We start from the raw sequence: 12,910 nt of genomic DNA, 5'->3' as shown, positions 1-12,910 counted from the left end.
TTTTATAAAATACCTTCGTCGGCAAAGCTAAGATAACCATTTTGGCTGATAATTAAATGGTCGAGCAAAAGGATGTCTAATACTTTTCCGGCTTCTTTAATTTTGTTAGTAATATTTTTGTCTTCTCTGCTTGGCGTTAAATTCCCAGACGGATGATTGTGCACCAATATTACACCAGTGGCCAAGCAATCCAATGCAGTGTGAAATAGCATTCGCACATCGACAACTGTTGCGGTTAGCCCGCCTTTGCTGAGCTGTGTGGTTTTAATAATCTTGTTGCTGTTGTTTAAAAAAACGATCCAAAACTCTTCGTGAGGCAAATCTTCCATTGCGGAAGCCATGTGCTCATACACATCTCTGCTCGATTGGATTTTTGTGGGTTGGATGTTTTCGGCTTTTCGTCTTCGACCCAACTCCAATGCGGCAATGATGGTAATTGCCTTGGCGTCGCCGATTCCTTTAAACTGTTTGAGCTTGCTTAAGGAAAGTTTGCTCAATTCGTTCAAATTATGATTGACAGTTTGTAAAATTCTTTTGCACAAATCTACGGCTGATTCGTCTCTGGTACCCGACCCAATTAGGATAGCCAACAACTCTGCATCCGACAAGGCTGCTTGCCCCTTGAGCATCATTTTTTCACGAGGCTTATCGTCATCTGCCCACTCTTTGATAGAGATTTTCTTGTGTGGAAATTCTTGCATAGCTTTTTTGATGATGAACTTACGAAAATATTCGTAAAAAACACAAGAAACTTATTAATAGCATCCGTATTGCATTATTTATTTACACATAATCTCTTGAAAGTTATGTATTTATATTTCACCACAGATGTACAGATATATCCTAAATCAACCAATACTTAATTTTCACAGATATTGAATGCGATGCATTCAGTATTTCATGAAGTTTTTTATGTTTTACAAAGCATCAGTATTGAAATCTGTGCATCTGTGGCTATTTAATAATGCATTATAGGGTTAATAGCATTTGAAAACCTCAACAAAACGCATGACCACAATCCCGGCTACACCTAACAAAAAAAGAAATAAGGGCGGTTGTGACAGCGAAAACCGAACAACAAAACTTCTGTACAAAAAATACAAAGTGCTAATTGCTAAAAGTGGTATGCTCAACAAAACAAACATTTCATAAAACACGCCAAACAAAACAAACCGATGTAAGGCCTCCACTTTCGCTAAAAACCAGAATAATACACAAGCTATCAAAATGATACTAAATGTCTTGTCTAATGTAACCGAGGTGTTTTTTGTTGTCATCATCATGGTGTTTTTGATAAATGTAGGAAAAATCGCATATCTAACCTAATTTCAAAAACACAAAAGCCGTTTCTTTCTGAAACGGCTTTTGTTTATTTATGTTAAGAAGATTACATCATTCCCGGCATTCCGCCGCCCATTGGAGGCATTCCGCTTCCACCTTCTTCTTTAATATCTACTAAAGCACATTCGGTAGTAAGAATCATTCCGGCAACAGAAGCTGCGTTTTCTAAAGCTACACGAGTCACTTTTTTCGGGTCGATAATTCCGGCAGATAGCATATCTACGTATTCGTCTGTTTTAGCGTTGTAACCATAGTTTCCGGTTCCTTCGGCAACTTTTGCTACGATAACAGAACCTTCCAATCCTGCGTTTTCTACAATAGTTCTTAAAGGAGATTCAATAGCACGTGCAACAATTTGAATACCTGTTTTTTCATCTGCATTTAATGCCTCGATAGAGCTTAAAGTAGCTTTTGCTCTCAACAAAGCAACACCACCACCGGCAACAATACCTTCTTCAACAGCTGCACGGGTTGCGTGTAAAGCATCGTCCACACGGTCTTTTTTCTCTTTCATCTCTACTTCAGAAGCAGCACCCACGTAAAGAACAGCAACACCACCGGCTAATTTCGCCAAACGCTCCTGTAATTTCTCACGATCATAGTCAGAAGTAGTGGTTTCCATTTGTGCTTTAATCTGATTTACACGATTTTTAATCATGTCAGAATCTCCGGCACCGTTTACAATCGTTGTGTTGTCTTTGTCGATAGAAACGCGTTCTGCAGTTCCCAACATTTCCAACGTAGCGTTTTCCAAAGTGTATCCGCTTTCTTCAGCGATAACGGTTCCGCCAGTTAAGATAGCGATGTCTTCCAACATGGCTTTTCTTCTGTCGCCAAATCCTGGAGCTTTCACCGCAGCGATTTTCAATGCACCGCGTAATTTATTTACAACCAAAGTTGATAACGCTTCGCCATCCACATCTTCAGCGATGATTAATAAAGCTTTCCCTGATTGAGCTACCGGTTCTAAAACTGGTAATAATTCTTTTAATGAAGAAATCTTTTTATCGTATAATAAAATGTATGGATTTTCAAATTCCGTTTCCATTTTTTCAGGATTTGTAACGAAATACGGCGATAAATAACCTCTGTCAAACTGCATTCCTTCTACAACATCAACATAGGTATCTGTTCCTTTTGCCTCTTCAACAGTGATTACACCTTCTTTTCCTACTTTTCCAAAAGCTTCGGAGATTAACTCACCAATAACTTCATCGTTGTTGGCAGAAATCGAAGCCACTTGTTTGATTTTATCGGTAGTAGAACCAACCTCTTGTGTTTGAGATGCTAAATCTTTAACGATAGCCTCAACCGCTTTGTCGATTCCGCGTTTTAAATCCATTGGATTTGCTCCGGCAGCCACGTTTTTCAATCCTTCTTTAACGATAGCCTGAGCCAAAACAGTTGCAGTTGTAGTACCGTCACCAGCCAAATCGTTGGTTTTAGAAGCGACTTCTTTTACCATTTGTGCTCCCATATTTTCCAAAGTATCTTCCAGCTCTACTTCTTTAGCCACAGAAACACCGTCTTTGGTCACGTGAGGTGCGCCGAATGATTTGGAGATAATTACATTACGTCCTTTTGGACCTAAAGTTACTTTTACTGCATTTGCCAATGCATCTACACCGCGTTTTAATCCGTCGCGTGCTTCAATATCGAATTTTATATCTTTTGCCATTTTTAAATTGCTTTAGGCAGTAAGCTGAATACTTTATGCTTACCGCTGGGTTATTTTACTCTTTAAATTGTAAATTTTACTTTTGATTATATTGACTTTTTTCTCAAGATTCAAAAATACACTTTCATCTATATATTTTAAATCTTTTGAAAGGATAAGAAGATATTCCGTTTCTAAAGCTGAGCCTAATGCGATATTAAGAAACTGATTGAATTCTGCATCACTGTTTCTACCACAACCTTCGCTGATATTAGTTGAAATAGAAGAAGAAGCTCTGCGAATTTGACTTGTGATACCATACATTTCTTCTTTAGGAAATAGATTTGTAATTCTATAAATTTCTAAAGTTAATTCATGACTCAATTGCCAAATATCATATTTCTTAAAATCTCTCATTTGCTTAAAGCTTACAGCTTATTGCCTACGGCTTTATATAATTGCCAGAATATCGTCTTCTTTCATAATGAGATAATCTTTGCCTTCAAATTTTAATTCGGTTCCGGCGTATTTTCCGTATAAAACCGTGTCACCTGTTTTTACGGTTAAAGGTTCGTCTTTTTTACCATTACCAACGGCAACAACAGTTCCTTTTTGAGGTTTTTCTTTAGCCGTGTCCGGAATAATAATTCCCGATGCAGTTTGAGTCTCTGCCGCAGCCGGTTCAATAATCACGCGGTCTGCCAATGGTTTAATGTTTAATGCCATAATTTATAACGATTTTAAAGTTTAACAATTTCGTTTACCGATAGTCATAAATTGTGCCAATCCGGTTTTTGTCAGTTTCTGTGACAGGAAAATGTCAGGCTGTCAGTATTGGGAAAGCCGCAGGTAATTTTACCCTGAAAAAAAGTGTCAGAATATGCTGTTGGTTTCTTTTAGAGCCTGTTTAATTTATATTGTAAAAATGTTTATAGGTTATTTTTAATTACAGAACAAGGCAAATTTTCAAAGGATAGTAGAGCTATCGTTTGAAAATTTAACGCAGTTATGACCAAAAAAAAGCATAAACAAATTATTAGATAAATTTTAAACAGGCTCTTAATCACGAAAAAAAAGAAATAATCTGTTTATTATTAATAATTTATTTTATTTTTGTACCAATCAGATAATAATTTTCATGATGAAGAAAGCAATAATACTTCTCGGATTAGCCGTTGCATTTGTGTCTTGTGAGGACGAAGTGGTTTTTAACGAAACTTCTCTTCAGGCGAAAATCAATTACCAACATTTTCGTTTTGACCACCACGAAGCATTTGTGGAAAACGGTAATCTTTTGATAAAAGGCGGTACAGAAAGAGATACTTTAGAAATCAGTATTCCTAATTACTCATTCGGTACCCGATATGAGTTGAGTAATAATAATTTTTCTGCCAAATTTACCTCCGTTAGTGAAGAATCGGACACTTTGGTATTTTTGACCAATTCCGGGTTAGACGGTTATGTTTTTCTCAAACCGGCAGAAGAGCAAACTCCGGGTAGCATCAGCGGAAATTTTGCTTTTGATATGGAATTGCAAAACATAGGTGATATTTCTTTGGATATGGCTATCCGTTTTCATGACGGTGTGATGCTTAATGTTCCTATCAACACGACTCCTCCTGAAATTATTGAGGAAGATGAGGAAATTCCGGGTAACTAATTTTAAGCATAATACATAAAAAAGTCAGTTGAAATATTTCAACTGACTTTTTTGTTTCTTCTCTGTTGTCTTAATAAAAAGCTTTGGCGATAATCCGCAATGAATTCAAATCTGTCATGCCACTTTGTCGCCACACCATAGAGCCATCTTTGTATAGCATCAGCGTTGGAGTAACTCTCACTCTTAATGCCTCGATTAATGTTTCATTCTTGTCCACATTAATCTTTACAATACTCAGTTTTCCTTTGGTTTCTACCGCCAGTTCGTTAATGTTTTCTTCCATCCGAACATCATCATCTGTCGGTATATTCTCAGAAGTAAAAAACAGCATAACCGGAATATCTCCGCTAATAATTTCTCCAAATTTTGACATATAATGATTTTTTGTCTTATACAAATGTATATTATTTTGATTTATCTAAGCGGTTTTTTTATTTTTTTTCAACTCCAAAACAGTTATTTCCGGCATGATTCCAACACGTCCGGCATAGGCATGGAACCCAAATCCACGGTTTACATAAATATATCGTTTGCCTTTTTCGTATAATCCTGCCCATTGTTTGTAGATGTATTGGATAGGGCTCCATTTGACAACATCAGGAATTTCGATACCAAACTGCATGCCGTGCGTGTGTCCGGCAAGCATCAGATGATAGTTATTCGGGTGGGTGTTCACTTCAGCGTCCCAATGCGACGGGTCGTGGCTGAGCAATACTTTAAAATCTTTCCCGGACAAACCTTCCGATGCTTTTTGTAAATCTCCGGCTTTCTTGAAATTCAATCCCCAGTTTTCGACTCCGACCAAAGCGATTTGCTGTCCGTTTTTTTCTATCCGTACATTTTGGTTCAGCAATAAATTGAAATCAATATTTTGGTGCTGATTTTTAATGGCTACAAAATTAGCCTCTTTTTCTGCCTCGCTGTTAAATTTGATATATTCTCCGTAATCGTGATTGCCTAATATGGAATATTTTCCAAACTGCGGGGTTTTGATATTTTTGAGTTCTTCTGTCCACGGATTGACCTCTTCAGCAACGCTGTTGACCAAATCTCCGGTAAAAACAAACAAATCATAATCTTGCTGATTAATCAAATCAATGCCATAAGCGATTTTTTCTTTATCGTCGAAACTACCACAATGCAAATCGGAAATCTGCAATATTTTAAACCCATCAAAAGCATCGGGTAAATCATCAAAATATACCGGCTGTTTAATCACGTGAAAGTTGTATTTGCCTTTGACCATTCCGTACAGAATCGAAAAAAACGGAATTGCTGCCAGACCCAAAGCTACTTGTGTAACAAATTTTCTGCGTCCCGGAAGCTGTGTTTGCTGAGCAGGGCGCCTTATTTTATGCCACAATGCCTTTATTCCCCGGAAAACATCTTGTATCAGAAAAATAATCGTAATCAACAATTTCGGAAAAAAAACAAACATCAATACGCCCATAAGAAACATAGAATAATGCGTTTGTCCTGTGTGCCGGTCATAGTTCAGGAAAAAATAAGCAACGTAAATTATAAACGAGAAATTGATTATCAGATAAGTGATAACTGCTTTTTTATTACGCATTAATGTTTTCACAAAAACGTAAGTGTACCATTCCACGATTACCAATGAAATCAATAAAAGAATTACGCTCATAGACTTTTTTTGACAAAATTACTTGTTTTCCAACACAATGACTTGTTGATTTGTTTTATTTAACAGTTAGGTAAGAGTTAAAAAAAGCTATTGGCTAATCACTATGGTTTTGCGTAATTCACGATAATTTCCGTCTAATTTCGTTGAGTTTCATCAGGGCTTCGACCGGTGTCAGTGTGTTGATATCCAGACTCATCACATCTTCTTTGATTTCTTCCATCAACGGGTCGTCTAAAGTAAAAAAGCTGAGTTGAACGTCTTCTTCCGGAACTTTCGTATGGGTTTTACTGTCGTTATTTTTTTCTAAACTGTTTAATATTTTTTCTGCTTTTGACACGACAAGCTGCGGCATTCCTGCCATTTTTGCCACGTGAATTCCAAAGCTGTGAGCACTTCCGCCCGGTACGAGTTTACGAAGAAACAAAACCGTATCTTTCAGTTCCTTTACCGATACATTAAAATTTTTGATTCTTTCAAATCGAGATTGCATATCGTTGAGCTCATGATAATGCGTAGCAAAAAGTGTTTTCGGTCTGGACGGGTGTTCATGCAGATATTCTGCAATCGCCCAGGCAATCGAAATTCCGTCGTAAGTGGAAGTTCCGCGACCGATTTCGTCCAATAAAACCAAACTTCGGTCGGAAAGGTTATTCAAAATAGAAGCTGTTTCATTCATTTCGACCATAAAAGTTGATTCACCCATCGAGATATTATCCGAGGCTCCTACACGGGTAAAAATCTTATCCACAACACCCATTCTCACGCTTTTTGCCGGAACAAACGAACCCATCTGAGCCATTAGCACAATCAAAGCTGTCTGACGCAAAATAGCCGATTTACCCGACATATTGGGTCCGGTAATCATAATAATCTGCTGGCTTTCGTTATCCAGATACACATCGTTAGCAATAAACGGTGTATCGGCAGCGAGCTGTTTTTCAATTACAGGGTGGCGACCATCTTTGATATTAAGTCCAAAATCATCTTTGAATTCCGGTTTCACATATTGATTATCTATCGCTATTCGGGCAAATGATTGCAGGCAATCCAGCTGGGCAATAATCATCGCATTAAACTGTACCGGCTGAATATACTGGGCACTCCACATCAAAAACTGTTCATAAACCTCCTGTTCGATCTGCTGAATGCGTTCCTCGGCACCGAGAATTTTGGCTTCGTAAGCCTTGAGTTCTTCAGTAATATATCTCTCAGCATTAACGAGTGTCTGCTTCCGAATCCAGCCTTCAGGCACTTTGTCTTTGTGGGTATTTCGCACTTCGATATAATAACCGAAAACATTATTAAAAGAAATTTTTAACGACGGAATACCTGTTTTTTCGGATTCACGCTGAGCAAGTTCGTCCAAAAAGCCTTTTCCTTCCCGGGATATTTTCCGGAGTTCATCTAACTCTTCATGTACACCTGTGGCAATGGCATTTCCTTTTTGTACAGCAACCGGTGCATCGGTATGTATGGTTGTTGCAATTTTTTCACGTAGCAAATCACAGGAATGCAAACGGTCGCCCAGAGATTTCAATGCTTCATTGTCTGATTCCAAAGCCAGATTTTTTATCGGAATAATGGCATTCAGCGAATCTTTGAGATAAATGAATTCTCTCGGATTGATTTTTCCCGTTGCCAGCTTGGATATCAATCTTTCCAAATCGGAAATCTGTTTGATTTGGTATTGAATTTTGGTCAAAAGTTCATTATCATTCAGCAAATATGCCACAATATCCTGCCTTTGTTTGATTTGCTTAATATCTTTTAACGGCAGTGCCAGCCAACGTTTGAGCAATCGCCCTCCCATTGGCGAAAGCGTCTGGTCGATAATATCCAGTAATGTAATGGCGTTGTGATGCGGACTGTTATATAACTCCAGGTTCCGCACCGTGAATCTATCCATCCAAACATAGGCATCTTCGGCAATACGCTGGATATTGGAAATATGCTGAATGCGGCTGTGCTGTGTTTCCGACAAATAATGCAACACAGCTCCGGCAGCAATTACTCCTTCCGGCAAATCTTCTACACCAAAGCCTTTGAGTGATTTGGTTTCAAAATGTTGGGTAAGATTGTCATAGGCAAAATCCTGCTTGAACACCCAATCGTCTAACAAAAATAGATTATAGTCGCCTTTGAATGTGCTTAAAAAATCTTTCTTATGGTTTTTCTGCACGAGGATTTCACTCGGGTTGAAATTCTGCAAGAGTTTGTCAATATATTCCTCATCGCCTTGAGCCAGTAAAAACTCGCCCGTAGATACGTCTAAAAAAGAAATCCCGATTTGTTTTTTGCCAAAATGTAATGCAGATAAAAAGTTGTTGCTTTTCGATTGTAAAACTTCATCATTGAGTGCCACACCGGGCGTTACCAACTCTGTTACTCCCCTTTTTACAATAGTTTTTGTTTTTTTCGGGTCTTCCAGCTGGTCACAAATCGCTACCCGTAAGCCTGCTTTGACCAATTTCGGCAGATAAACATTCAATGCGTGGTGCGGAAAGCCTGCCAATTCGATTTCGCTTGAGCTTCCTGCTCCTCTTTTTGTCAATGTGATGTCCAGAATGTTAGCTGTACGCACGGCATCTTCACCAAATGTCTCGTAAAAATCACCTACCCGAAACAATAAACAAGCGTCTGGATATTTCGCTTTTATCTGGTTATATTGTTTCATCAAAGGGGTTTCCTTTGTTTCTGTTTTACTGGATTTAGCTTTTGCACACATAGACTTCAACTTGACCAACAAAGATAGAAAAAGTTTGGGTATATCAAGCCGTGAAGCATATTAACAGCCAATAAAAAAACCTGCAAAGTTTAGATACAACAATCGCAGGTTGACAATATTAGTTTCATTTAACCACCTATTTATCAAACAGTTTCTTCCAACTCGCTATAGTGTTGCGGCTCATATTAAAATGATTTGCCACTTCGGTGTTCTTGAGCTTATGTTTCTTCTGGTATTCTAATATTTCTAAAATTGTGGATTTATCATACGAACGATATTTTTGATCCATTTCTTTCATTTCTCTGGATTTTTTTTCAAAAATCAGCTCATCTAATTCTAATACATCAAAAAAAGTTAATTGATCTTTCTCTAATATTCTTTTGCATTTTTTTTTCTTATGTGGGTATTTTCTATTAATAATATCACTATAAATATTCTTATAATTAGGTGTCATATTTTTTTATGTTTTTTGACCCATTTATACAAAGTCGTTCTAGGAATATTATATTTTTTAGTGATTTCACTTATTGTCATTTCTTCTTTCTCAACAAGTTCCAAAATGAATTCAACTATTTCTGTTGTATAGAGGTTTTTCCTGAATTGCGGAATGGGTGATTTTTGAGTAGGTGATTTCTTTTCATTTGTTGAGGCCGATGGTGCATATAATAATAGATGCTGAGAATAAATTCTAAAAAAATCGTATTCCAAAAGTTTGCTCCAAAGCAAAAGTTGCTCAGAGTCAATACTCTTTTTGTGATAAACTTCATGTACTTTTTCAACAGAAATTTTCAAAAATTGAGTAATACGATCCATCTCTACCTGCCTGTCTTTTACTAGTTCTTCAATTAGTTTTCCTATATGAATGTTTTTATATCGAAATTCCACTTTCTGCTTTATTAATTCATTAAGAGAGAAAAGGAGGCTACTTCTTTAATAAATAGTTTTCTTTTCTCTCTTAAGATTACAACTCCACTACAATGAATTCAGATCTTCTGTTTGCTTGATGTGCTTCTTCACTACAGTTTACACCATCGGCACATTCATTGATTAGCTCGCGTTCGCCATAGCCTTTGGCTGTTAACCTGCTCGCATCAATGCCCTGGTCGATGAGCCATTGACGGGTCGATTTAGCACGACGCTCTGACAAACGGTCGTTGTATGCATGTGAGGCTCTGCTGTCGGTATGCGAACGAATATCAATCTTCATCGCTGGATATTCTTCCAGCACAGCTAGTATTTTGGTCAGCTCCTCTGCCGCGTCAGGGCGGATGTTAGACTTGTCTAAATCAAAATATATCGGGTTGAGATCAAACTTCTCGAACAAATCATCGCCTAACTCTACTTTTACTTTTGCTGGCTCCAGAGCAATTTCCAATTGTGTTACGCCACCGATTTCTTCTTGCAATGTTACACCGGCTTCGCTCGTCTGATAGTTCTCTGCCGAGGCTTGGACACGGTAGAAGATACCGCACTCCTCATCGGTCAGTATAGTCATGTAGTTGACTCCTGACTGGGTAGCTTCGTTGGTCAAATTGCGGTGACCGTCAAACAAGCTGATTAAGGACCCTTCAATTACTGCTCCTGTTTCGGCATCGACTACTTTCACTTCCAGATTTTGTAAACATTCCAACAATAAGGCACGGGTTTCCGTAAAACGGTAGATGTCGTCATTACCTTGACCTTCTGGGCGGTTGCTACTGAAAAAACCTTGCTGGGTGTCGGTATCAATCATATAAGCAAAATCGTCCCAGTTGGAGTTGACAGGCTCGCCTACATTCTGGATGTCTGTCCAGGTGCCGTCTGCTTTGATTTTTGTCGCAAAGACATCTAAGCCTCCCAAGCCCGGACGTCCGTCTGAGGAAAAATACAAGGTATTATCTGCCGACATGAATGGAAATGTTTCACGTCCTTCGGTGTTGATGTTGGCTCCAAGGTTTTGTGGCGTACCAAATCCATCTGCCGTGATGGCTACTTTCCACAAATCTGAACCGCCGAATCCGCCCGGACGGTCGCTGGCAAAATACAACTCCGTTTCTTCTGCATTGAGCATCGGGTGGGCTGTACTGAACTCATCACTGTTGATAGCCAACTCTTCTACATTTGTCCATTTGCCTTTGTCGTTTTTCGTGGCACGGTATATCTTCAGCAGGGTGCTGCGGTTTCTGTCATAGCCACGGCTACCGTCGTAGTTGTTACGCGTAAAGTACATCGTGTTACCGTCTTTGGTTAGCACAGGCGTGGATTCGTTGACCTTACTGTTTATCTTACTACTGAATTTCCTGGCATTGGACAGCGTACCATCTTCGTTGATGTCTGCCGCAAAGATGCTCGTGTGATAATCGCCTGTCCACGTATGGATTCGCTTGGCGAAGTTACCCGTATCTCTTGCTGTGGCAAACAACAACTGGTTATTGTAGATCGTACTGCCGTAATCCGAACTCTCGCTATTCACCTCTATAAGATTGACGTTATGGTAACGTCCGGAATTAGCCCGGATTTCCTCCATATAATCTTTCTGCTCTTTTATCAGCATAGTTCTTCTGCCGGATACTGTGCTGGCATAGCGATTGAAATATTCGTCTGATTTGCTGCTTTCGCCTACGTTTTTCAGCGTTTCCGCATAGCGGTAGTAATATTCCGCATCAATAGGCTCACTGCTGTGGTCTTCAAACAATCTGGTGTACCATTTATTCGCCTGATCATACTTCCCGTTGAAGTAATACGAATTGGCTAACTTACGGTAAATATCTGCATTGCCCTTGCCTTTCTCAGCTATGCGTTCGTATATTCTTATCGCATCGATATAGGCGTATTGCTCATAAGAATCTTCGGCGCTCTGCAACCCGCTTTGTGCTATCGATGACATGCCGGTCATGCAAAAAAACATAAGGGCTATTTGTGTAGTTATCTTTTTCATCTCTATCAGGTTTTTTTTAGAAGAAGCGTGGGGAGTTCATACGCTTGTGTCGGTTAAACAATTCAAATCGAACAAATAGCTCGTGGGATCCATGGTTGTAATGGCGTAGTGCCTGTACATCGTTGTCGTAGGCATAACCTATCATCAAACCATCGGTAATCTGGAAGGCTGCCAAAGCACTCCACGCTGCGTCCAGGCGGTAAGCTCCCCCAAGGGTCAGCTTGTCGAAAAGCAGGAAGTTACCTGTCAAATCTACCTGAACCGGAGCGCCTTCTACTGCCTTGATTAAAAATGCAGGTTTGAACTTCAGGTTAGGGTTTACATCAAAAACATAACCTCCGATTAAGTGAAAGTGCATTTTCTGACGCATCATACTATAACTCGTGTTACGCTCGTTGTCGTTGTACCTGTCTGTGGTTAGGAAATTCGGTATCGAAAAGCCTAAATAAGCCTTGTCGCTGTGGTAGTAAACACCCGCTCCGAAGTTTGGCGTAAACTGGTTGTTGATTTGTCCGGACAAATTCGGGTCGTCTTCGTTGAATCTTCTCAATAGCTCATAGTCCACACTGAGCAGGTTGGCTGACCCTTTGATTCCAAACGATAACTTGTGGTTGTTATCCCCACCAAAGTCTAACGTATAGGATACATCTACCGACAAGGTGTTTTCGTCCATAATCCCCAAACGGTCATTGATAAGGGATACGCCGAGTCCTAATTTAGAATTCTTTATCGGCGTATTCACCGACAAGGTGTTCGTAACCGGGGCCCTGTCCAAGCCAACCCATTGCGTACGGTGCAGACCGAAAATGCTCATCGCTCCGCGACTGCCCGCATAAGCCGGGTTGATATTTACCGTATTGTACATATAGTTCGTATATTGCGGGTCTTGCTGGGCATGCAACTGCATACTTCCCAACATGAATGCTCCCAGCAATAAATGTGTGATATTTAGTCTTATTTTCATC

At 39.3% G+C, this 12,910-nt stretch carries 13 protein-coding genes; 1 reads left to right on the top strand and 12 read right to left on the bottom strand.

Annotated features, from left to right (window positions below):
* Positions 1-2: 2 nt before the first annotated feature.
* The 5 genes from radC to CDL10_RS03085 form a co-directional block, all read right to left on the bottom strand.
* Positions 3-701 (bottom strand): RadC family protein, encoded by a 699-nt coding sequence (gene radC / locus CDL10_RS03100; RefSeq protein ID WP_100677186.1) that lies wholly within the window; start codon positions 699-701, stop codon positions 3-5.
* Between the two features lie 276 nt (positions 702-977).
* On the bottom strand, positions 978-1,283 hold the full coding sequence (locus tag CDL10_RS11365; RefSeq protein ID WP_133119449.1) for a hypothetical protein: 306 nt from the start codon (positions 1,281-1,283) through the stop codon (positions 978-980).
* A 104-nt stretch (positions 1,284-1,387) separates the two neighbouring features.
* On the bottom strand, positions 1,388-3,019 hold the full coding sequence (groL, locus tag CDL10_RS03095) for a chaperonin GroEL (RefSeq protein WP_100677185.1): 1,632 nt from the start codon (positions 3,017-3,019) through the stop codon (positions 1,388-1,390).
* 39 nt (positions 3,020-3,058) lie between these two features.
* Complete coding sequence (locus CDL10_RS03090; protein WP_100677184.1) at positions 3,059-3,415, bottom strand: four helix bundle protein; 357 nt, start codon at positions 3,413-3,415, stop codon at positions 3,059-3,061.
* 33 nt (positions 3,416-3,448) lie between these two features.
* Entirely contained in the window at positions 3,449-3,724 is a 276-nt protein-coding gene (locus CDL10_RS03085) for a co-chaperone GroES (RefSeq protein ID WP_100677183.1), read from the bottom strand.
* 412 nt (positions 3,725-4,136) lie between these two features.
* Between CDL10_RS03085 and CDL10_RS03080 the strand changes: the two genes are divergently transcribed.
* Positions 4,137-4,658 (top strand): DUF6252 family protein, encoded by a 522-nt coding sequence (locus CDL10_RS03080; RefSeq protein WP_100677182.1) that lies wholly within the window; start codon positions 4,137-4,139, stop codon positions 4,656-4,658.
* A gap of 70 nt (positions 4,659-4,728) precedes the next feature.
* Here the strand turns inward: CDL10_RS03080 and CDL10_RS03075 are convergent, their stop codons facing one another.
* From CDL10_RS03075 to CDL10_RS03045, 7 genes are all read right to left on the bottom strand, one after another.
* The gene (locus CDL10_RS03075) at positions 4,729-5,031 is read right to left on the bottom strand and encodes a thioredoxin family protein (RefSeq protein ID WP_100677181.1); all 303 of its coding nucleotides are present in this window, start codon (positions 5,029-5,031) and stop codon (positions 4,729-4,731) included.
* A 45-nt stretch (positions 5,032-5,076) separates the two neighbouring features.
* Positions 5,077-6,303 carry a metallophosphoesterase gene (locus CDL10_RS03070; protein ID WP_100677180.1) on the bottom strand — a complete coding sequence of 409 codons (1,227 nt, stop codon included), beginning with the start codon at positions 6,301-6,303 and terminating at the stop codon, positions 5,077-5,079.
* Positions 6,304-6,421: 118 nt separating this feature from the next.
* Entirely contained in the window at positions 6,422-9,028 is a 2,607-nt protein-coding gene (mutS, locus tag CDL10_RS03065) for a DNA mismatch repair protein MutS (RefSeq protein WP_100677179.1), read from the bottom strand.
* A 136-nt stretch (positions 9,029-9,164) separates the two neighbouring features.
* Positions 9,165-9,482, bottom strand: a complete 318-nt coding sequence (locus CDL10_RS03060) for a transposase (protein WP_100677178.1) — start codon at positions 9,480-9,482, stop codon at positions 9,165-9,167.
* Entirely contained in the window at positions 9,479-9,913 is a 435-nt protein-coding gene (locus CDL10_RS03055; RefSeq protein ID WP_100677177.1) for a transposase, read from the bottom strand. Before CDL10_RS03055 ends, CDL10_RS03060 begins: the two co-directional genes overlap by 4 nt.
* A gap of 76 nt (positions 9,914-9,989) precedes the next feature.
* Positions 9,990-11,945 carry an OmpA family protein gene (locus CDL10_RS03050; protein WP_243389278.1) on the bottom strand — a complete coding sequence of 652 codons (1,956 nt, stop codon included), beginning with the start codon at positions 11,943-11,945 and terminating at the stop codon, positions 9,990-9,992.
* Positions 11,946-11,961: 16 nt separating this feature from the next.
* On the bottom strand, positions 11,962-12,909 hold the full coding sequence (locus CDL10_RS03045; RefSeq protein ID WP_100677176.1) for a PorP/SprF family type IX secretion system membrane protein: 948 nt from the start codon (positions 12,907-12,909) through the stop codon (positions 11,962-11,964).
* Between the last annotated feature and the right edge of the window lies 1 nt (position 12,910).

Source organism: Avrilella dinanensis (assembly GCF_002807015.1).
Classification (GTDB): domain Bacteria; phylum Bacteroidota; class Bacteroidia; order Flavobacteriales; family Flavobacteriaceae; genus Flavobacterium; species Flavobacterium dinanensis.
The sequence above is the reverse complement of the archived record's forward strand: the minus strand, read 5'-3'. Positions and strand labels throughout refer to the sequence as shown.